We start from the raw sequence: 18,598 nt of genomic DNA on the forward strand, positions 1-18,598 counted from the left end.
TCTGATAGCTGCTGCTGGATAAATACACCGATTTAGGGTTTGAAAGAAAACGTGCTACGACACGCTACGCGAACGAAGAACTGGTAAACAGCGGCGAAACCGTGACGATGGGGGAAGGTTGAGTTGGGCCTAAGCGGCCCGCGGCCGGAACGCGACCCGTCGCTGTCGAACGGCGTCGACAGCGATGTCGACGGCGGATGGGCCGTCGACGGCGATGGTCGCGTGAGTCACGGGTATGGGTGTGAGCCGTGGGTAAATAGATGTTTCGTCGGGCGCTACTCCAGGTACGCCTCGGTCGCTCGCGCCAGCGCGGCGATCCCGTCGTCCAGTTCCTCGGGAGTACAGTGGCTGAACGAGAGCCGTGCCGACCGCTTCCCCCCTGTCCGGTCATCGACGGGCTCGGCGGCGGGCTGTCGGCCGCCGTCGCCGACGAAGAACCGCTCGCCCGGGAGGTAGGTCACGCCCTCCTCGGCCGCCAGGGGGAGCATGTCCTCCGCGTCGACGCCCTCGGGGAGCGTGACCCAGAGGAAGAACCCGCCCTCGGGTTCGGTCCACGACGAACCCGGCGGGAGGTGGCGCTCCAGCGCGTCGAGCATCGCGTCGCGACGTGTCTCGTACCCCTCGAGCAGGCGCTCCAGCGTCGGCTGGTAGTGGCCGGCGTCGAAGTAGCGCCCGAGCACGCTCTGGGTGAACGTGTTCGTGCCGCCGGCGGCCATGGTTCCGATCTGGTCGGCCAGCGCCTCGTCGGCGACGATCCAGCCCGTCCGGACGCCGGGGGCGATCGTCTTCGAGACGGTCCCGACCCGGATCACCCGGCCAGCGTCGTCCATCGCCGCGAGCGGCGGCGGCGACTCGCCCCCGAAGCGGAGTTCGCCGTAGGCGTCGTCGGCGACGATCAGGAAGTCGTACTCCGCGGCGAGTTCGAGCACGCGCTCGCGGCGCTCGCGGGTGAGCGTCGCGCCCGTGGGGTTCTGGAACTCCGGGATCGTGTACAGCAGCTTCGGCGTCGCCTCGCCCGCGGCCTCGCGGGCGTCGAGCGTCGCCTCCAGCGCGTCGGGATCGAGGCCGTCCTCGTCGAGCGTGACACCCGTGAGTTCGGCGCTGCGGTTGTCCAGCACCGCGAGGCTCCAGACGAACGTCGGCGACTCGACGAGCACTTCGTCGCCGGGGTCGAGGAACGTCGAGGCGATGGCGTCCAGCGCGTAGGTCGCGCCGTTGGTGACGATCAACTCGTCGCGCGTGGCGTCGATCCCCCGATCGTGTTCCCGGGCCAACAGCCCGTCGTGCAGGCGCTCGACGTACTCGCCGCCGCCGTACTGGAGCACGTCGGCGCCCTCCTCCTCGAGAACGGTCTCGGTCGCCGCGACGAGTTCGGCCGTCGGGAACGATTCGGGGTAGGGGAAGCCGTACGTCAGCGGAACCGCGTCCTCGGCTGCGGGCGAGGCGCTGCTACCGTACCCCCCGCCGTCGAGACGCTCGCGCACCGTCGACGCGAACAGGTGGTCGAACCGGTCGTCGCGCGCTTGCTCGGCCATGGGTGGGGTCGGCGGCGCCGCGGGATAAAGCCACCCGTGGCGGAAACAAGCGTCCACGTCCGGGGCTACAGCGACCACCGGGCCGACTCAGCTCAGCAGTCCCAGCACCCACCGAACGACTTCCGACCCGGCCAACAGGCCGCCCTCGACTCGCGAGAGCTTCCGCCCGGTCCAGAGGGCGGCGACGACCAGCACCGTAATCGCCGCCAGCCACGCGAGCGTCGAGAGCGCGGCCGCGCTCACCGAGAGCGGGTTGATGGTCGCGGCGAGCCCCAGCACCACGAGGAGGTTGAAGAGGTTGCTGCCGACGAGGTTCCCCACCGAGACGCCGAGGCTCCCGCGTCGGACGGCCACCAGCGAGACCGCGAGCTCCGGCGTCGACGTGCCGGCGGCGACGACGGTCCCGCCGATCACCCACTCCGAGACGCCGGCACCCCGGGCCAGGTTCGAGGCGGCCCGAACCATGAGGTCGCCGCTCACGAGTACCAGCGCCAGCCCGCCCACGAGCAGCACGGCGTCGCGCCCGCGGAACGAGACCCGTTCGGTCACCGCCCGCGTGACCGCGTCGGGGTCCGCCTCGGCCTGGCCGTCCCGCCCCGACTGGAGCAGATACAGCGTGTAGAGCACGGACAGGCCGGTCATCGCGACCCCCTCCGGCCGAGTCAGCGCGAGATCCAGGAGGAGCCCGCCGCCCGCTGCCGTGCCGGCGAGCAGCGCGATCCCGTCCCTGTGCAGGAGCGACCGGTCGATCGGGATCACGCGGATCAGCGCGACAACGCCCATGACGAACGCGAGGTTGTAGACGTTCGAGCCGAGGACGTTCGCGACGGCGATGGTCTCCAGTCCCTTGAACGCCGCGTCGAGTGAGACGGCCAGTTCCGGCGTCGACGTGCCCGCGGCGACGACGGTCAGCCCGATCACGAGCTCCGAGAGCCCGAACCGCCGAGCGAGGCGCACGACGGCGTCGACGAGCAGTCGCGCGCCGACCCCGAGGCCGACGACCGACGCGAGGACGACGGCCAACTGGCTCAGCGTGCCGTCCATCGGTCGAACTCCTGGATGTCGGGGGACGGTTCCAGCGGGCTGGGCATACGCGCGCTGTCTCCTTCCACCGGTATATCGGTACTGGCGAGCCGGATCACCCGGCGAAAAGCGTGTTACTTTCGCAGGTTGACGGATCGGAAAGGAGGGTTTTGAGCGGCCGCAGCCCAACAGCCGTGCATGACCCGGACGACGCTGACGCGACGTGAGGCCCTCCGTGTCGGCGGCGCCGCCGCACTGGCCGGGATCGCCGGCTGTTCCGGCGGCGTCGGCGGGAACGCGAACGCGACCGTCTACGGCGAGTGGACGCCAGAGCGCGACGGCACGGGCGCGGAACCGGGTGGTGAGTCGATGTGGGCGATGGAGCCCGTCGACTTGGCCGAGACCCGTTACGCGCTCGGCGACCGTACGACCTGATGGCCGCGTTCCTCGAACCGCCGGTGCCGACGATGGAGTTCGGCGAACTCGACGCGGTGTACTACACGGGCGGGTGGACCACGTCGCTGTACGGCGTCGAGGCCGAGTTCGATTAGTCGACGATGATCACTGCCTCCCGGGAGGCGCTCGACGCCGAATCCGTCAACAGCACCTACCGCGACTACGAGTTCTACCGCGTCGACGCCACGCTGCACTCGTACCTCGTCGGCGTCGCCGATGGCCGGATCGCCATCTCGGCCAACGGCGGCCGGGACCGGGCGGCGCTCGAGTCGCTGATCGACGCCCGCGAGGACGGCGCGGGTCGGGTGGAGAACGACGGCCCGCTCGCGTCGATCCAGTCGGCGGTGGGGCAGGAGTCCTACACCCGGATCTCGATCGGTGACGAGGTGGGGATCCAGGTGGGCGAGACCACCCCGACCGCCGTCGCGACCGGGTTCAGCGTCACGGACACCGAAGACGAGCTGGTCCGCATCACTACCGGGTTCGTGCTGCCGGAGACGGTCACCGATCCCGAAGCCGCGGTCGAAGGGCGTGTCAACGGTGACGCGGCCGTCGGGGTACTGCGCTTCGGCGACGCAGAGGTGGGCACGGAGGCCGGCGTCGTGATCGCGACCGAGGAACGCCCGGTCGCCGACGCGCTCTCGCTCTAAGCGCGGTCGAACAGTTCGACGCTCGTCCGGACGCCGCTCCGGAAGCAGTCGAGCGCGAGGTTCTCGTCGGGCGAGTGGTTGTTCTCGTCCTCGTTCGCGTAGGGCACCGTCACGCAGGGCAGTCCCAACTCCCGCTCGAACACCGCCGTCGGGAGCGAGCCCCCGAGCGTCGGCTTCAGGATCGGCTCGGTCGGCCACGCGGCCGCGACGGCCTGCATTACGGGCTCGCGGATCGGGTGATCCAGCGGCGTCCGCTGGGGGTGCATCTGTCCCATCTTCGTGACTTCCACGTCGCAGACGCCGGTGGCGTGCCGGTGGACGTGGTCCTCGAAGGCCTCGTAGATCGCCTCGGGGTCCTGGTCGGCGACCAGGCGCATGTCCATCTTCAGCGTCGCCGTCGACGGCAGCACGGTCTTGCTTCCCTCGCCGCCGTAGCCGGAAGTGAAGCCGCAGATGTTGCAGGTCGGGTAGTAGAGCAGTTTCTCCAGGTAGCTCTCGCCCGGCCCCTCGGCGAACCGGTCGATGCCGAGGTCGGCCTTGATCGCCGCCTCGTCGAACGGCATCGCCGCCAGCGCCTCGCGGTCCTGCTGCTCGATCGGTCGCACGTCGTCGTAGAAACCGTCGATGGCGACGCGGCCGGTCTCGTCCTTGAGCGAGGCGACGATCCGGACCAGTTCCCACGCGGGGTTCGGGACCGGACCGCCGTAGTTCCCGGAGTGGAGGTCGCGGTTGGGTCCCGTTACGTCCACTTGGACGTACTGCATCCCGCGAGCGCCCATCAGGACGTGCGGGCGCCCCGACTCGTCGATGGGGCCGTCGGCGACGTACGCGAGGTCGGCGTCGCCGAGCACGTCGGCGTACTCCCGGACGACGCCGTCGAGGTTGGGGCTGCCGCTCTCCTCCTCGCCCTCGAGCAGGAGGGTGACGTTGGTCGGCAGGCCCGTGGTCTCCCGCAGCGCCCGGACAGCACAGAGGTGGGCGAACCACTGGCCCTTGTTGTCGCCGGCGCCGCGGGCGTGGATGCGTTCGCGGCCGTCCGGGCCCTCGCGGACCGTCGGCTCGAACGGCGGTGTCGTCCACTCGTCGGGGTCGGCCGGCTGCACGTCGTAGTGGCCGTAGACGAAGGTGGTGGGGGCGCCGCCGTCGGCAGTCGCCTCGTCAACTGCCGCCGCGTCAGCCTCGGCCCGGGCGATCACGGCCGGCTGTCCCGGCGTCTCGACGCGCACCACGTCGTCGAACCCGTACTGCAGACAGAGGTCCTGGACCAGGTCCACGCAGTCGGCGACGCCCTCGCCGGTCGCGCTGATCGAGGGCTGGGAGAGGAGTTCGAAGAGGTCGTCCACCTGCTCGGCCTCGTGGTCGGCGACGAACTGCCTCGCGGCCTCGCTCATCGGCGCTCACCCGGGGTCGTGTGCATGTGTATTCGTGACGGGGCACGGGGTAAATCCCCATCGAACCCGGCGACCGACGGTCGCGCTGCGGTGATCCCCGGGCCGGCACTGGCTCACTCGACTCGGCCCAGCGCGATCTCGCGAGCGGTGTCGTCGGGGGGTTCGGTCGTCAGTTCGATCGTGTCCACCCACTTGACGCTCTCCCAGCAGTCGGCGTCGGCCGGCTGCACGAGCCGCGCCGGGCCGCCGTGTGCCGTCGGGAGCGGTTCGCCGTCGAGTTCGAGCGCCAGCACGGCGTCCTCGAGTCGGTCGAGCCGGAAGGAACAGGCGTAGTCGCCGTCCATCGCGTGGACCAGCGCGAACTGGCTCGCCGGGGTCGGGTCGACCATGTCTAGGAGGTCGCCCACACGGACGCCGCGCCAGGAGAGCCCTTTCGCGATCCAGCCGGCCTCGCAGTCGAAGTCGCCGGTGAACGACGCCGTCGGGAGCGCCGCGAGGTCGTCGGCGTCGAACCTCCGGGGACGCCCGACGCTCCCGCGAACGGTCAGCGTCCAGTCGTCGGTCGTGACCTCCTCCGGAACGTCGTGGCTGGGGAGTCCGGCCATCGGTCGGGGTTGTGGCTAGTGACGCATGAATCCCGGCACGAACCAGTACGGGCGGGGTTCTGCCGGGCGATACGGTTGTCGCCGGACCGGTCAGAGCGACAACTGCGTCACGTCGATGATCCGACCGTCGCCCGTCAGTTCCGCCATCGCCGAGTCGGGCACGACGTCGTCGAGGCTGTACACCGTCAGCGCCTCGCCGCCGATGGTCTCCCGGGCGTTGTACATCCCCGCGATGTTGACGCCGTGGTCGCCGAGGACGGTCCCGATGTGGCCGATCACGCCCGGTGCGTCCTCGTTGCGCGCGACGAGCATCTGGCCGTGGGGGAGCGCGTCGACGCGGTAGCCGTCGATCGAGACCAGTCGGGGTTCCTCGCCGGTGAACAGGGTGCCCGACACCGCGAGGTCGTCCGTACCGTCGCCGACGGTCACGGTCAGCAGGCTCCGGAAGTCCTCGGAGCTCCGGGTCTTGGTCTCGGTCACGTCGACGCCGCGCTCCTCGGCCACCCGGGGCGCGTTGACCGCGTTGACCTGCCACTCGAGCGGTTCGAAGGCCCCCTGCAGCGCGCTGGCGGTGACCAGTTCCACGTCCTCCTCGGCGATCTCGCCGGCGTAGGACACCTCGATCTCCTCGATGCGGCCGTCGAACAGGCCAGCGGCCACCCGGCCGGCGGTCTCCGCGAGCCCGATGTACGGTTCGATCCGCGGGAACGCGCTCTCGTCGACCGACGGCGCGTTGAGCGCGTTCATCACCGGTTCGTCGTCGAACGCCGCGAGCACCTGCTCGGCGGTGGCGACGGCGACGTGCTCCTGTGCCTCCGCGGTGGAGGCGCCGAGGTGGGGCGTGAGCACGATGTCCTCGACCTCCCGCAGTCGGGAGCCCTCCGGCAGGGGCTCGTCGGCGAAGACGTCGAGCGCCGCGCCGGCGACGACGCCGTCCTCGACGGCGTCGGCCAGCGCGGCCTCGTCGACGACGCCCCCGCGGGCGACGTTGATCACGTAGCCGTCCTCCATCCGCGCCAACTCCTCCTCGCCGATCAGCCCCTCCGTCTCGTCGGTCAGCGGGACGTGGACCGTGAGGAAGTCGGCGCGGTCGATACACTCGTCCAGGTCGACCAGTTCGGCGCCCATCTGTTCGGCGCGCTCCTCGCTGATGTAGGGGTCGTACGCGACGAGATCCATCCCCAGCGAACCCAGCCGCTTGGCGGCCTCCTGCCCCACGCGGCCGAGGCCGACGATGCCCAGCGTCTTGCCGTCGAGTTCGGTGCCGAGGAACTCCCCCTTCGCCCAGGCGCCCTCGACCATGCGCCCGTGGGCCTGCGGGATCGAGCGCGCGGTGGCGAACGTCATCCCGACGGTGTGTTCGGCGGCCGCGCGGACGTTCCCCTCCGGTGCGTTCGCGACGATCACGCCGTGGTCGGTGGCGGCGTCGATGTCGATGTTGTCGACGCCGATGCCGGCGCGCCCGACGATCTGGAGGTTCGGCGCGGCCGCGAACAGTTCCTCGCTCACGTCGGTGCCGGAGCGGACGATCAACGCGTCGGCGTCGCCGACGGCGTCCAGCAGTGCCGTCCCGGCGACGTCGTAGGCCGTAACTACCTCGTGGCCCTCCCCTCGAAGCCGCTCGATCCCGGCGTCGGCGATCGGATCCGTAACGAGTACTCGCACGGGCGGAGTGAGCAACCCGCCGGGGTTAACGCTTTCTCCACCGTGGTACCGACCCACGCCCGATATTGGACACGATCGTGGATGTATGTGGAGGAGACCCTCTCGTTCTGTTCAGTCCTGTGCGCTTTCACAACAGGAATAACCCCGGCGCCCACAGGGAGGGTATGAGCCTCGTCGCCTTCGACTTCGACGGCACGCTCTCGGACTCCGAGATGCTGATCGCGCTGGGCGAGCGCCACGGCGTCGCCGACGGGATCGGCGAGATCACCGCCCGCGCGATGCGGGGGGAGATCTCCTACGCCGAGAGCCTGCGGGAACGCGCGGCGATGGTCGCCGGACTGCCCGAACACGAGGCCGCCGCGGCCTACGAGGAGACAACGCTCCGCCCGGGCGCCGCCGACGTGATCGAGCGACTGAACGACGCCGGCCACACCACCGCGATCCTGACGGGCGGGTTCACGCCCGGCGTCGAGGCGGCGCTGACGCGCGACGGCGCGAGCGTCGACCGCATCGTCGCGAACGACCTGCCGGCGGCCGAGGGGGAACTCACCGGCGAGGTCGAGGGGCCGCTGATCGAGGGGACCAAGGACGACGCGCTGCGGGACCTCTATGAGGAGTACGGGGTCGACGTGGCGAACACCGTCGCGGTCGGCGACGGCGCGAACGACCTGCCGATGCTGCAGGCGGCGGGTCACGCCGTCGGGTTCGAGCCGAAGGACGCCGTGGAACCCCACTGCGACGACGTGGTGACGACGATGGACGCGCTGGCGGTACTGTTCGAGCGGACGGGGCTGCTCGACTGAGGAGCGGGACCCGAGGGCGCCTACGCCACACCGGGGAGAACGAGTACCGAAACCGATCGGTTGTGGCTGGATCGTGAACGAATCGCGGGTGTCGATATCGCCCGACGGTGATCAGGTGTATTTTGCTTGCAGGTAGAGCCACGAAATGTCGGCAACGAGGGGGAACAGGCGTCACCGCCAACAAGTTTATGGCTTCGGCAGTTCGTAATATTGGACGTAATGAGCAAGACCGATATCGACGCTGCTGAGGTCGCACGTCGCATCGCGGAGGACGACGCGGAGGAGCCGTTCCTGCTCGACGTACGGAACGAGTCGGACTACGAGGAGTGGCAGATCCCGGGCAGCACCAACCTCCCGGTGTACGACGAACTCCTGGCACACGACTTCTCCGGCCTCGAGTCCCACCTCGACGACCTCCCCGAGGACACCGAGATCGCCGTCGTCTGCGCCGCGGGCGTCACGTCCGCGCGGGCCGCGGATTTCCTCCGCGACCACGGCTACGACGCCAAATCCATCCCGGACGGGATGAACGGCTGGGGACGCGTCCACCGCGAGTACGAGGTCGACGACGCCGACGGCGTCGTGCAGATCGTCCGCCCCGGAACCGGCTGTATCTCCTATCTCGCCCACGACGGCGACGAAGCCGTCGTCGTCGACCCGACACAGTACGTCGATCGGTACCTGAACGCGGCCGACGAGCGCGATCTCGAGATCGTCGGCGTCGCCGACACGCACGCCCACGCCGACCACGTCTCCGGCGCGCGTCGACTGGCCGGCGAACTCGACGTTCCCTACTACCTCCACGGCGACGACGCGGGCGACCTCGAGGACGTGACCGAGGTCGCGGACGGCGACACGGTTCCCGTCGGCGATCGCGCTCTGGACGTTCACTTCACCCCCGGCCACACGCCGGGCAGCGTCTCCTTCCGGTTCGGCGACGCGCTGCTCTCGGGGGACACGCTGTTCCTCCGGAGCGTCGGCCGGCCCGACCTGGAGGACAGCTCGGAGGAGGCGGTCCGCGAGGCGGCGAGCCAGCTGTACGACAGCCTCGAGGGCCTGACCGAGCTCCCGGACGACACGGTCGTGCTCCCGGGTCACTTCAGCGACGAGGAGGTCCGACCGCTCGCGACGAAGCTCGGCGAGCTACGCGCCGAGACGACGAACGAACTCCTGAGCTACGTCGCCGACGGCGACGAGGAATCGTTCGTCGAGACCATCGTCGAGAGTCTCTCCGACGAGCCCGCGAACTACAACCAGATCAAGCAGATCAACTGGGGCAAAGAGCAGCCGAGCGGCGACGTGGAGTCGCTCGAACTCGGTCCCAACAACTGCGCAGCCAACTGATCGGCCCGATCAGCTGCTGAGAGCGACGCGCCCTGTCGCTCGAAGCGGTTTCGCCGCTTCTACCGGCCCGAGAACGTGTCGAACCCGAACACGCGGTGGATCAGACACCGCTGAGTGAGTCCGGTCCCGGTGAACACCACGCCGACGACGAGCAACACGGCGCCGACGATCGTTCCGCCGGGAATCGCGTCCAGCAGCGCCGCGACCCCCAGCAGCGCCAGTAGCGGTCCGGCGACGAGACGAGCGGTTCGGTCGAATCCGCCGACGTTCTTCTCCATACTTCGATTCTTCGTGCACTCGAGCATAAATGTTCGGCCCGTATTGTGTGGGTAGTTCAAAACCCCTCCCGAACGGAGCCCCGGAAGCTACGCGACGGGCGAACAACAGACACTCGATGGGTGCGGTATCTCCCGCTATCTCCGACCGAGTCGGGGGGCGACGCTCTTCGCGGCTATGTGCACCACGAGCCAGTATTGCCCAAAGAGTCCAAATCTATAAACGGGAGGGGAGCGTAGTACGTCCGATGGCAACCGAACCTTCGGACGGACACGCCGCTGCGACCGACGAACCGATCTACGTGGACGGGGAGGAGGCGCTGGACCAGATCGTCGCAGGGAACGACGTGGTGCTGGCGGACTTCTACGCGGACTGGTGTGGCCCGTGTCAGATGCTCGAGCCGGTCGTCGAATCGCTGGCCGAGGAGACCGAGGCCGCGGTGGCGAAAGTCGACGTCGATGCGAACCAGATGCTCGCGAACGCCTACGGCGTCCGCGGCGTCCCCACGCTCGTCCTGTTCGCCGACGGCGAGCAGGTCGAGGAGATCGTCGGCGTTCAGGGCGAGGACCAGCTCCGCTCGCTGATCGAGCGCTACGCGAACTGATCGCCCGTACTGAAACAGCGAGCCGTCACCGGGACGGCTCGACGCGGTAAGCGGCGGCCGGATGGACTACCGGCCGAGCTCTTCTTCCGCCGTTTCGACGCCCGTAGTCGTCGCCACGTCGACGCCCACCTCCTCGAACGCCTCGCCGATCGTCCGGATCCCGCGGAGCAGCTGCTCGTCGGTGATGGTCCCCATGTTGCTCACCCGGAAGATCTCGCCGCCGAGGTGGGCCTGCCCGCCCGAGATCGAGACCCCCCGATCCGACACGGCGTCGAAGAACGCCCCGCTGTCGTCGTCGCGGGCGCCCTCCGGGAGTTCGATCGCGGTCAGCGTGTTCGAGTAGTCGGTCGCGTCGTTCAGCGCCGGGAAGGAGTCGAGCCCCATCGCCCACATCGCCTCCCGGAACGCCGTCGACTGCCGACGGTGGCGAGCGATCCGCTCGGCCATCCCTTCGGCCTCGATCTCCTCGACGGCGACTGCGAGCCCGCGGAACAGCGGGACGGCGCTGGTGAAGGGCGTCTGGTGTTGGTCCGCCTTCCGGCTGTGCCAGTCCAGATCCTCGTAGAACGGGGCCGACTCACCGTCGATGCGAGCGTCGACGCCGTCGGCGACGTAGAGCGCGGAGACGCCCGGCGGCGCGGCGAGTGCCTTCTGCCCGTCCGTGACCGCGATGTCGACCCCCCAGTCGTCGATCCGGAACTCGTCGCCGCCGATCGAGGTGACGCCGTCGACGACGAACCGGGCGTCGTGGTCGTCGGCGATCTCGCCGATCTCCTCGACGGGATTGAGGAGGCCGGTACTGGTCTCGTTGTGGACGACCGTCACGACCGCCGTCCCGTCGCTCACCGCGTCGGCGACGGCGTCGAGGTCGACCGGGTCCCCCCAGTCGAACTCGACGGGCGTGACCTCGCAGTGGCGCTCGGCGATGCGCTTGAACCGCCGGCCGAACTTCCCGTTCACGACCGCGACGAGTTCGTCGTCCTCGTCGACGAGGTTCGCGACCGCGGCCTCCATCCCCATCGTCGCAGTCCCGTTCAGGATCAGCGCCTCGCCGCCGCTCGCGGTGGCGGACTCGTCGAGCGTCGACCGCTCGAACACGTACTCGAGGCCGTCCTGTGCGCGCTCGTAGACCGCCTCGAACGCGGCCGAGCGGTGGGAGACCATCGGCTCGCTCATGGCCTCGCGCGCCGCCTCGCTCATCGGTACCGGCCCCGGGTTGAGCAGCAGGAAGTCGTCTCGCATGTGTGGGCCTCCGCCGCGGTGGTGTTAAGCCCCTCGTTCGTGTGGTGGTGTATCGCACACGGCTCTGACGGGGCGCCGATAGAGCAAAAACCGCTCGCCCCGTACGGTGGGGCATGACCGTCGTCGCGTTCCTCTCAGTCGCACCGGCGACCGACGAGTCGATGAGCCCCGAAGTCGCGAAGGCCGTCGCGGCGCTCGACGACTTCGACGTGTCCTACGAGACCACGCCGATGGGGACCACCATCGAGGCCGACACGATCGACGAGGTGTTCGCCGCCGCGCAGGCCGCCCACGAGGCCGTCGACGGCGACCGCGTGAGCACGTTCCTCAAGATCGACGACAAGCGGACCAGCGACGCCGACGCGGGGTCGAAGGTCGCGTCGGTCGAGCGCGAGTTGGGCCGGGAAGCGCGAAAGGACGCCTGACCGCGAGCACGGGACTGAAAACCCTTTACGCGGGGACGCGGGAGTACGCGTATGGAGAGTATCAACCGGATGGCGGTCGAGCTCGTCGACGAGGCGCTCGACTTCGCCGACGAGCTCAACGTCACGCCCTACGAACTCGACTCGGGCGCGACCGTGCTCGACTTCGGCGTCGAGGTCGACGGCGGCGTCGAGGCGGGCGTGCTGCTGGCTGAGATCCAGACCGCGGGGCTGGCGACGATCACGACCCGGACCGGCCGGGTCGACGGCGCGCCCGTCCCGCACGTCGAACTGTCGACCGACCACCCCGGCGTCGCCCTGCTCTGCTCGCAGAAGGCGGGCTGGGAACTGGACTTCGAGTTCTACGACGGGCTCGGCTCCGGCCCGGCCCGCGCGCTGGTCGGGCAGGAGACCGAGTTCGAGGCGGTGGGCTACTACGACGAGTTCGACCTGACCGTCCTCGCGGTCGAGAGCATCGACCTCCCCGACGAGCGGGTCGCGAGCCACGTCGCCGACCTCGCGGGCGTCGAGGAGAGCGGCGTGTTCCTGCCGACGTTCGCGCTGGGCTCGATCTCCGGTTCCGTCGCCGCCGGCGCACGCGCACCCGAGTCGGCTGTCTGGCAGCTGTTCGAGGCCGGGTACGACCCCGACGACGTGCTCTCGGTCTCCGGGAGCGCGCCGGTCGCCCCGGTGGGCTACGACGAGAGCGAGGCGATGGCCCGCACCAACGACGCGCTGGCCTACGGCGGCGAGGTCCACCTCACCGTCGCCCGCGACGACGAGGACGCGTTCGAGGCCATCATCTCGACCGCCGGCGAGGAGTTCGGCGAACCCTTCGCCGAGATCTTCGCCGCCCACGACTGGGACTTCGAAGCGCTGCCTGAGTCGGTGTTCGGCCCCGCCGCCGTCACCGTCGACGTGGTCGACGGGCCGACCTACCGCTTCGGCGAGCGGAACGAGACGCTCCTCGCGGAGAGCTTCGGCTTCTGAGGCATGCGGCTCAAGCCGCTCCCCGAACTGCCCGCGGACCTCGAGGACCGGACCGTCTTCGACGCCGTCGCCGCCGCGCAGTCGGCGGTGCCGCTGGTCCCGGGCACCGAGAACGACTGCTGTGCCCGCCTGATGCGCCGCGAGGGCTACGGGAGCCGTGACGTGGCGCGGTCGTGGCTCACGTTCCTCCGCGCGCTGGAGCTGGCCGAGGAGACCGACGCCGGGTTCAAGCGGACCGACCACGACCCGACCCCGGGGAACGTGCGCGAGTCGTTCCGCGAGCGCGTGTTCGGGGCACCGGAGACCCTGGCGGTGCTTCGGGAGGCGGAAGAACCACTCACCGCCGGGACCGTGTTCGATCGCCTGCGCGAGACGGTTCCGGGCTGGGAGCGCCACCGCCGGAACTCGTGGGTGGACCACTGGGAGGCACGGACGGAACGACTGCTCGACTGGCTGGTGCTGCTCGATCTCGCCGACCGCGCTGACGACGGGTACATCGCGACCGACTAGCGCGGGTCCCCGTCGACCGCCTCCCGCCCGAGCACGAGCGCGCGGGCCGCGGTCCCGCCCAGGTACGTCGCGGCTGCGCCGCTGCCGACCGTGAGCATCGACGCCACATCGAGCGTGAGCAGCAGCGCGACAGTGCCGACACCCATCGCGGTGCCGATACCGCTCTCGCCCAGCGCCAGGAGCGCTCGCGTCCGGAGCCGATCGACGCGCGAGAGTGCCGGGTACGCGCCAGCCAGGAGCAGGGGCATGCCGACGCCCAGGCCGACGACGACGGCGTACGGTTCGGCGTCGACGACCCCCCTCCCGTCCAGGAGGAGCTGGACGATCGCAGTCGCGCCCGCGGTGAGCAGGACGCCGCCGCCGAACAGCGCCAGCCGTCGCTTCGCGGTCGGCTCCATCGCTTCGGAGGTTACCGGCCGGCGCGAAAAGCGTTCGGGCTCGCCTCACTCCGTCTCGATCGACCTGACAGTCCCGACGCCCTTGCTCCGGCCCTCGCGGAAGACGAACCGCTGGCCCGCCTCGACCAGGTAGGGGTGGAACTTGAACCGGATCGTGGTCCGGCCGTTGTCACCCGGGAGCAGGTGCCCGCCCTCCGGCGTGAAGATCGCGGCCTCGCTCAGGGTCTCGAGGTGGACGACCGGCTCGTACCCCTCGCCGATCTTGGTCGGGTGGTTCAGCACGACCACCTCGGCCTCGAACTCGCGCACCGGCTGCGGGTCGGCGTCGCGAGGGACCAGCGCCATCCCGCGCTCGATCTCCGACTCCTCGACGCCCTTCAGCGCGATCCCCACGATCTGGCCCGCGCTGGCCTGATCGACGCGGTGGTAGTGCATCTCGATCGAGCGCGCCTCGACCTCCCGGAAGCTCCCGTCGGCCATCGGACCGAGCAGGAGCTCGTCGCCGGCCTCGACCGTGCCCGCGTTGACCGTCCCGGAGGCGACGGCGCCGACCCCGGTGACGCTGTAGGAGCGGTCGACGTACATCCGGAACGGCGCGTCGGCGTCGGACTCGCGCTTGGGCAGCGCCTCGAACAGCGTGTCGAGGTCGTCGAGCCCCGCGCCCGAGACCGCGCTCGTCCGGAGTATCGGGACCGTGGTGCCGATCTCCTCGATCGCGGCGTCGACGCCGTGGCGCGCGACGGGGAGGGGCGTCTCGCCGACCTCGCGGAGCATCGCCTCGACCTCGTCCTCGACTACCTCCACGCGCTCGTCGCCCACGGCGTCGACCTTGGTGATCGCGACCATCGTCGGCAGTTCGGTCGCGAGCAGGATGCCGAGGTGTTCCCGGGTCGTCTTGGTCGGCCCGTCGTCGGCCGCGACCGCGAGCAGGCCGTAGTCGAGTTTCTGCCCGACGATCCCGCGGATCGTGGTGCGGAGCCACGGCTCGTGGCCGACGGTGTCGACGAAGCTGACGAGCCGGTCGGCCTCCCGGACCACGCGAGCGCGGTCGCTCTTGCGGTCGGGGTTGTCCATCCGGACCGGGGCGTCCTCGTCGTCGAAACCGTAGACGGCGTAGGAGAGGTCCGCGGAGAGCCCCCGCTCGACCTCGTGGGGCTGCACGTCGAGGAACGACCGCGTGCCGCCCTGGCCGTCGTCGCGCTCGCCGGTGACGAGCGTGCCGACGAGCGTGGACTTCCCGTGATCGACGTGGCCCGCGGTGCCGACGACGACGTGTTCGTCGTCGTCCTCCCGGTCGAGCATCGCGCCCTCACGGAGCGTGGCGACGCCGACGAGGCCGTCCTGGTCGCCCACATCACCAGGTTCTACCTGGTTGCCAGAGGAGCTCTGCTCCTCGATGCCCCACGTCTCCACGTCCTCGATGTGGGCGTCGGCCTCCTCGGCCAGCAGGGAGAGCACGTCCATCGACTCCGAGAACGCCTCGGGGGAGATCCCCGCGATCGCGCCGTCGTCGTCGACGCCGACGACGTACGTCGCCTCACCGTCGCCAGAGAGCACGCGGTGGCGGAGTTGGGCGGCCAGCGACTCCATCCGACCGTCCGCGAGGTGGGTGTCGCGGGTGAGCCGCGTCTTGAACTCGATCGGGCCACCCTCCTCCTCGCCGCGCTCCAGGGCCCGCCGGAGCGGGGCCCGGTCTGCGCTCATGAGGCGGGGTAGGCGCCGCGGACGATATATGCCTTTTCGTGTCGTGTCTCACCATGCCACGGGCCGGTGTCGCACGGCATCGACGCCGACGGAACCGAGAGTGGCAACCCGCGGTGGGGGTGGCAGAACCGACGCGGGTTCGACGCGCTGCGAACGGCTCGACGGACGCGACGAGCGCGTCGCCGCCGAGGCCGGAGGACCGAACGAGCCGGGAGGTGCGCCGACCGGCGAGTGTCTTCCCCAGGGGAAGCCGTTATTGCTGTCGGCGTACAACCGGGTAACAGATGTCCACCGATATCGAGGAAGCCGGGGCGGCCTTGGAGAGTCAGGCCGACGACGTCTGTCCGGTCGTCGACGCCGTCGAACAGATCGGTTCCCAGTGGCGGCTCGTCGTGCTCCACGACCTGACGGACGGGGAGAAACGGTTCAACGAGCTCAAGCGGTCGACCGAGGCCAACGCCCGCACGCTCTCGCGCGTGCTCGACGACCTACAGGAGTCGGGGTTCGTCGAACGCCGCCTCGAGGAGGACACGCCGGTCGCGACCTACTACTCGCTGACCGGGAAAGGCGAGTCGCTGGCGCCCGTCTTCGACGAGATCGAGTCGTGGGCCAACGAGTGGATGGAGAGCTGTCAGGCCGCGACAGACGACTAGTCGGTCCTGACCTCGACGCGCGCGCCGCCGTCGGTGGTCGCTCCGATCTCCCAGCCGTGGGCGTCGGCGATCCGCCGGACGATGCCGAGCCCCGCGCCCTGCCCGCCGTCGGTGGAGTAGCCCCACGCGAACGGGTCGCCGCCGCCGAACCCCGGGCCGTCGTCGACGACGGCGAACCCGGCGTCGGTGTCGATCACGCGGACGGTCACGCCCGCGCCGGCGTCGGTCCCGCCGTCCGTGGTGCCGTGCTCGACGCTGTTGCGGATCAGGTTCTCGAGGAGTAGCGTCACCAGCTCCGGCTCGCCCCGTACGCTCCCGTCGGCGTCGACGTGGATCGACGCGTCGGGGGCCCGGACGCGAGACGCGGCGTCCTCGCCGGCCGTATCGAGCGGAACCGGTTCGGGATCGTCGACCTCGCCGGCGGCGATGGCTTCGGCCTCGTCGGCCAGTCCCTCGAGCCGATCCAGCGCGTTCCGCAATTGCTCGACCGTCGGCCCCTCGAGCGAGTCGACCGCGAGTCGGGCCGCACTGAGGTGGTTCCGGAGCTCGTGGGAGACGGTCTCGCCGTAGGACGCCAGCGGGTCGTGTTCGACCGCGGGCTCCGCCGCCGTGGCCGTCGCCGCGAGCAGCCGCTGTCGGATCACCGACGCGGCCGCCTCGGCGCCCGCGGGCGCCTGTTCGACGCCCGGCGGGAGCTGGCGGGTTTTCGATCCCACGAACACCCCCGGGAGTTGGTGTCCCCGGCGCGCGGCGGCCCCGAACACGTCGCGGGGGCCCCAATCGCCGCCGTCGACGACGACCAACAGGTCGACCGCCACCGCATCGAGCGTGGCGAGCGCCTCGGGTGCTGATGCGGCCCGCGTCGCGTCGACGCCGTCGGCCGCGAGCGTGCGCACGAGCGCCGCCGCTCTGTCGCCGTTCCCGAGAACGAGAACGCGACGGTCGGCGAGCGACGACTCGTGAGTCCGCGTCACACGGGTGTGTTTGCGCCCGTCCTGAATAAACGCTCGCTCTGAATCCGTGATCTGATAACCGAACCGTGCGGCGTGTTCACGTGGGTTCGGAACACGTTTCACGCCGCGGTGTCCACGCCGACGCCGTGGACGAACGCCGATCGACGGTCCGCGCGGGCTACGACGCCATGGCGGCGACCTACGACGACCAGCGAACGAACGCGCCCGGGGACAACGAGGGGCTCGTCGCCCTGCGCGAGTCGCTTCCGGCGCGGCCGCGGGTGCTGGATCTCGGCTGTGGCGCCGGCGCGGGGCCGCTCCAGTTCCTCCCCGCCGAGCGCGCGGTCGGGCTCGACTTCTCGTCCGAACAGCTCCGGCTCGCCCGCGACCGCGTCGAGGCCGACCTCGTCGCGGGGGAGCTGACGGCGCTGCCGTTCGCGGCCGACAGCTTCGACGCCGTCACCGCCTTCTACTCGGTGATCCACCTGCCGATCGGGGCCCACGCTGACTGCTACGCCGAGGTCGCACGGGTGCTGGCGCCGGGCGGGGAGTTCCTGTTCAGCATCGGCGACGACTGGGCCGGCACGAACGACGACTGGCTCGACACCGGCGAGCGGATGGCCTGGTCGTTCCCGCCGCTTTCCGAGACCGAGCAGTTGTTGGCGGACGCCGGGCTCACGGTCGTTGACCGCTACGGCGTCGAGAGCGAGGTGGACGACGACGAGTGGCCGTTCCTGCGGTGTCGGCTCGGGACCTGACCCGCCGACGCGTCGACCCGTGCCGGCGCTGCCGGTTCCTTTTTACTGCCAGACCCGGTACGTCGCGTATGGCCCAGTGTGAGATGTGCGGCGCGGAGAAGTCCTCGCTCACCACGACGAAAGTCGAGGGCGCGGAACTCGAACTCTGCGACGACTGCAAGGATTTCGGGACGGAGGTCAAAACCGAGTCGAGTTCGACCACCTCGACGAAGTACTCCACCTCCTCCGACGAGAGTTCGTCGTCGTCGAGCGGCGGAACCAGCACCGGCGGCGGGGGCGGCGGCGGCCGCCGTCGCGACATGTTCGACCAGATGGACGAGATCGCCGGCGACTACGACGAGCAGATCCGGAGCGCCCGCGAGCGCGAGGGGCTGAGCCGCGAAGACCTCGCGAAGGAACTCAACGAGAAGGCCTCCCTGATCAGCAAGCTCGAACGCGGCGACATCCTCCCGAGCGACGACGTGCGCGGCAAACTCGAGAAGCGCCTCGGCGTCTCGCTCTCCGAAGGCTCCGACGACGACACCGCCGACTGGGAGACCGACTCCTCGATGAGTCAGACCCTCGGCGACGTGGTCGAGCGCAAGGGCGAGTAACGACCCTCGGGTCGCGGAGAACC

General features: G+C 70.1%; 21 protein-coding genes. 11 read left to right on the forward strand and 10 right to left on the reverse strand.

The window, feature by feature from the left end; translation table 11 throughout:
- Nucleotides 1-275: 275 nt before the first annotated feature.
- Together BMZ83_RS04325 and BMZ83_RS04330 are read right to left on the reverse strand one after the other, a co-directional pair.
- Nucleotides 276-1,535: an aminotransferase-like domain-containing protein gene (locus BMZ83_RS04325; RefSeq protein ID WP_074875988.1), complete on the reverse strand. Its 1,260-nt coding sequence runs from the start codon at nucleotides 1,533-1,535 to the stop codon at nucleotides 276-278.
- Nucleotides 1,536-1,622: 87 nt separating this feature from the next.
- Nucleotides 1,623-2,579, reverse strand: a complete 957-nt coding sequence (locus BMZ83_RS04330) for a calcium/sodium antiporter (RefSeq protein ID WP_074875990.1) — start codon at nucleotides 2,577-2,579, stop codon at nucleotides 1,623-1,625.
- Between the two features lie 177 nt (nucleotides 2,580-2,756).
- Here BMZ83_RS04330 and BMZ83_RS04335 point away from each other — a divergent pair, with 177 nt between their 5' ends.
- Together BMZ83_RS04335 and BMZ83_RS04340 are read left to right on the forward strand one after the other, a co-directional pair.
- Nucleotides 2,757-2,993, forward strand: coding sequence for a hypothetical protein (locus BMZ83_RS04335; protein ID WP_074875992.1), 237 nt, complete (start codon nucleotides 2,757-2,759; stop codon nucleotides 2,991-2,993).
- Nucleotides 2,994-3,115: 122 nt separating this feature from the next.
- Nucleotides 3,116-3,664: a hypothetical protein gene (locus BMZ83_RS04340; protein WP_074875994.1), complete on the forward strand. Its 549-nt coding sequence runs from the start codon at nucleotides 3,116-3,118 to the stop codon at nucleotides 3,662-3,664.
- Here the strand turns inward: BMZ83_RS04340 and BMZ83_RS04345 are convergent.
- The 3 genes from BMZ83_RS04345 to serA all read right to left on the reverse strand — a co-directional run bounded on the left by BMZ83_RS04345 (nucleotide 3,661) and on the right by serA (nucleotide 7,325).
- A complete protein-coding gene (locus tag BMZ83_RS04345) occupies nucleotides 3,661-5,055 on the reverse strand; it encodes a M20/M25/M40 family metallo-hydrolase (protein WP_074875996.1) in 1,395 nt (464 codons plus the stop codon). The two genes, BMZ83_RS04340 and BMZ83_RS04345, sit on opposite strands and share 4 nt — an antisense overlap.
- A 113-nt stretch (nucleotides 5,056-5,168) precedes the next feature.
- A complete protein-coding gene (locus BMZ83_RS04350; protein WP_074875998.1) occupies nucleotides 5,169-5,660 on the reverse strand; it encodes a molybdopterin-dependent oxidoreductase in 492 nt (163 codons plus the stop codon).
- Between the two features lie 90 nt (nucleotides 5,661-5,750).
- The gene (serA, locus tag BMZ83_RS04355) at nucleotides 5,751-7,325 is read right to left on the reverse strand and encodes a phosphoglycerate dehydrogenase (protein WP_074876000.1); all 1,575 of its coding nucleotides are present in this window, start codon (nucleotides 7,323-7,325) and stop codon (nucleotides 5,751-5,753) included.
- Between the two features lie 164 nt (nucleotides 7,326-7,489).
- Between serA and serB the strand changes: the two genes are divergently transcribed.
- Nucleotides 7,490-8,128: a phosphoserine phosphatase SerB gene (serB, locus tag BMZ83_RS04360; RefSeq protein ID WP_074876001.1), complete on the forward strand. Its 639-nt coding sequence runs from the start codon at nucleotides 7,490-7,492 to the stop codon at nucleotides 8,126-8,128.
- 219 nt (nucleotides 8,129-8,347) lie between these two features.
- Complete coding sequence (locus tag BMZ83_RS04365) at nucleotides 8,348-9,472, forward strand: MBL fold metallo-hydrolase (protein WP_074876003.1); 1,125 nt, start codon at nucleotides 8,348-8,350, stop codon at nucleotides 9,470-9,472.
- Between the two features lie 59 nt (nucleotides 9,473-9,531).
- On the opposite strand, the gene BMZ83_RS04370 is transcribed toward BMZ83_RS04365, so the two are convergent.
- Complete coding sequence (locus tag BMZ83_RS04370; RefSeq protein WP_074876006.1) at nucleotides 9,532-9,750, reverse strand: YgaP-like transmembrane domain; 219 nt, start codon at nucleotides 9,748-9,750, stop codon at nucleotides 9,532-9,534.
- 245 nt (nucleotides 9,751-9,995) lie between these two features.
- Between BMZ83_RS04370 and trxA the strand changes: the two genes are divergently transcribed.
- Nucleotides 9,996-10,352 (forward strand): thioredoxin, encoded by a 357-nt coding sequence (gene trxA, locus BMZ83_RS04375; protein WP_074876008.1) that lies wholly within the window; start codon nucleotides 9,996-9,998, stop codon nucleotides 10,350-10,352.
- A 66-nt stretch (nucleotides 10,353-10,418) separates the two neighbouring features.
- Here trxA and BMZ83_RS04380 read toward each other — a convergent pair whose 3' ends face one another.
- Entirely contained in the window at nucleotides 10,419-11,594 is a 1,176-nt protein-coding gene (locus tag BMZ83_RS04380; RefSeq protein WP_074876010.1) for a pyridoxal-phosphate-dependent aminotransferase family protein, read from the reverse strand.
- A 113-nt stretch (nucleotides 11,595-11,707) separates the two neighbouring features.
- Here BMZ83_RS04380 and BMZ83_RS04385 point away from each other — a divergent pair, with 113 nt between their 5' ends.
- From BMZ83_RS04385 to BMZ83_RS04395, 3 genes are read left to right on the forward strand one after another with little or no spacing between them, the layout of a single operon-like run.
- Nucleotides 11,708-12,019 carry a thiamine-binding protein gene (locus BMZ83_RS04385; RefSeq protein ID WP_074876012.1) on the forward strand — a complete coding sequence of 104 codons (312 nt, stop codon included), beginning with the start codon at nucleotides 11,708-11,710 and terminating at the stop codon, nucleotides 12,017-12,019.
- 51 nt (nucleotides 12,020-12,070) lie between these two features.
- Nucleotides 12,071-13,006 (forward strand): methenyltetrahydromethanopterin cyclohydrolase, encoded by a 936-nt coding sequence (mch, locus tag BMZ83_RS04390; protein WP_074876014.1) that lies wholly within the window; start codon nucleotides 12,071-12,073, stop codon nucleotides 13,004-13,006.
- Nucleotides 13,007-13,009: 3 nt separating this feature from the next.
- The gene (locus BMZ83_RS04395) at nucleotides 13,010-13,516 is read left to right on the forward strand and encodes a hypothetical protein (protein ID WP_074876016.1); all 507 of its coding nucleotides are present in this window, start codon (nucleotides 13,010-13,012) and stop codon (nucleotides 13,514-13,516) included.
- Here the strand turns inward: BMZ83_RS04395 and BMZ83_RS04400 are convergent.
- Nucleotides 13,513-13,914 (reverse strand): hypothetical protein, encoded by a 402-nt coding sequence (locus tag BMZ83_RS04400; protein ID WP_074876025.1) that lies wholly within the window; start codon nucleotides 13,912-13,914, stop codon nucleotides 13,513-13,515. The genes BMZ83_RS04395 and BMZ83_RS04400 overlap by 4 nt on opposite strands.
- Before the next feature lie 45 nt (nucleotides 13,915-13,959).
- A complete protein-coding gene (locus BMZ83_RS04405; RefSeq protein WP_074876027.1) occupies nucleotides 13,960-15,618 on the reverse strand; it encodes a GTPBP1 family GTP-binding protein in 1,659 nt (552 codons plus the stop codon).
- Between the two features lie 284 nt (nucleotides 15,619-15,902).
- Between BMZ83_RS04405 and BMZ83_RS04410 the strand changes: the two genes are divergently transcribed.
- Nucleotides 15,903-16,271: a winged helix-turn-helix transcriptional regulator gene (locus tag BMZ83_RS04410; RefSeq protein ID WP_074876029.1), complete on the forward strand. Its 369-nt coding sequence runs from the start codon at nucleotides 15,903-15,905 to the stop codon at nucleotides 16,269-16,271.
- Here BMZ83_RS04410 and BMZ83_RS04415 read toward each other — a convergent pair.
- On the reverse strand, nucleotides 16,268-17,245 hold the full coding sequence (locus tag BMZ83_RS04415) for a sensor histidine kinase (protein WP_074876032.1): 978 nt from the start codon (nucleotides 17,243-17,245) through the stop codon (nucleotides 16,268-16,270). The genes BMZ83_RS04410 and BMZ83_RS04415 overlap by 4 nt on opposite strands.
- Nucleotides 17,246-17,370: 125 nt before the next feature.
- Between BMZ83_RS04415 and BMZ83_RS04420 the strand changes: the two genes are divergently transcribed.
- Both BMZ83_RS04420 and BMZ83_RS04425 read left to right on the forward strand, forming a co-directional pair.
- Complete coding sequence (locus BMZ83_RS04420; protein ID WP_206674347.1) at nucleotides 17,371-17,982, forward strand: class I SAM-dependent methyltransferase; 612 nt, start codon at nucleotides 17,371-17,373, stop codon at nucleotides 17,980-17,982.
- A 68-nt stretch (nucleotides 17,983-18,050) separates the two neighbouring features.
- Nucleotides 18,051-18,575: a multiprotein bridging factor aMBF1 gene (locus tag BMZ83_RS04425; protein WP_074876034.1), complete on the forward strand. Its 525-nt coding sequence runs from the start codon at nucleotides 18,051-18,053 to the stop codon at nucleotides 18,573-18,575.
- Nucleotides 18,576-18,598: the final 23 nt, after the last annotated feature.

This window comes from Halolamina pelagica (assembly GCF_900115675.1).
Taxonomy (GTDB): Archaea; Halobacteriota; Halobacteria; order Halobacteriales; family Haloferacaceae; genus Halolamina; species Halolamina pelagica.

What these genes read in the sequence shown, in the direction of transcription:
- BMZ83_RS04325 (WP_074875988.1), bottom strand. Translation starts at nt 1,535, where the DNA reads ATGGCCGAGCAAGCGCGCGACGACCGGTTCGACCACCTGTTCGCGTCG.
- BMZ83_RS04330 (WP_074875990.1), bottom strand. Translation starts at nt 2,579, where the DNA reads ATGGACGGCACGCTGAGCCAGTTGGCCGTCGTCCTCGCGTCGGTCGTC.
- BMZ83_RS04335 (WP_074875992.1), top strand. Translation starts at nt 2,757, where the DNA reads ATGACCCGGACGACGCTGACGCGACGTGAGGCCCTCCGTGTCGGCGGC.
- BMZ83_RS04340 (WP_074875994.1), top strand. Translation starts at nt 3,116, where the DNA reads ATGATCACTGCCTCCCGGGAGGCGCTCGACGCCGAATCCGTCAACAGC.
- BMZ83_RS04345 (WP_074875996.1), bottom strand. Translation starts at nt 5,055, where the DNA reads ATGAGCGAGGCCGCGAGGCAGTTCGTCGCCGACCACGAGGCCGAGCAG.
- BMZ83_RS04350 (WP_074875998.1), bottom strand. Translation starts at nt 5,660, where the DNA reads ATGGCCGGACTCCCCAGCCACGACGTTCCGGAGGAGGTCACGACCGAC.
- serB (WP_074876001.1), top strand. Translation starts at nt 7,490, where the DNA reads ATGAGCCTCGTCGCCTTCGACTTCGACGGCACGCTCTCGGACTCCGAG.
- BMZ83_RS04365 (WP_074876003.1), top strand. Translation starts at nt 8,348, where the DNA reads ATGAGCAAGACCGATATCGACGCTGCTGAGGTCGCACGTCGCATCGCG.
- BMZ83_RS04370 (WP_074876006.1), bottom strand. Translation starts at nt 9,750, where the DNA reads ATGGAGAAGAACGTCGGCGGATTCGACCGAACCGCTCGTCTCGTCGCC.
- trxA (WP_074876008.1), top strand. Translation starts at nt 9,996, where the DNA reads ATGGCAACCGAACCTTCGGACGGACACGCCGCTGCGACCGACGAACCG.
- BMZ83_RS04380 (WP_074876010.1), bottom strand. Translation starts at nt 11,594, where the DNA reads ATGCGAGACGACTTCCTGCTGCTCAACCCGGGGCCGGTACCGATGAGC.
- BMZ83_RS04385 (WP_074876012.1), top strand. Translation starts at nt 11,708, where the DNA reads ATGACCGTCGTCGCGTTCCTCTCAGTCGCACCGGCGACCGACGAGTCG.
- mch (WP_074876014.1), top strand. Translation starts at nt 12,071, where the DNA reads ATGGAGAGTATCAACCGGATGGCGGTCGAGCTCGTCGACGAGGCGCTC.
- BMZ83_RS04395 (WP_074876016.1), top strand. Translation starts at nt 13,010, where the DNA reads ATGCGGCTCAAGCCGCTCCCCGAACTGCCCGCGGACCTCGAGGACCGG.
- BMZ83_RS04400 (WP_074876025.1), bottom strand. Translation starts at nt 13,914, where the DNA reads ATGGAGCCGACCGCGAAGCGACGGCTGGCGCTGTTCGGCGGCGGCGTC.
- BMZ83_RS04405 (WP_074876027.1), bottom strand. Translation starts at nt 15,618, where the DNA reads ATGAGCGCAGACCGGGCCCCGCTCCGGCGGGCCCTGGAGCGCGGCGAG.
- BMZ83_RS04410 (WP_074876029.1), top strand. Translation starts at nt 15,903, where the DNA reads ATGTCCACCGATATCGAGGAAGCCGGGGCGGCCTTGGAGAGTCAGGCC.
- BMZ83_RS04425 (WP_074876034.1), top strand. Translation starts at nt 18,051, where the DNA reads ATGGCCCAGTGTGAGATGTGCGGCGCGGAGAAGTCCTCGCTCACCACG.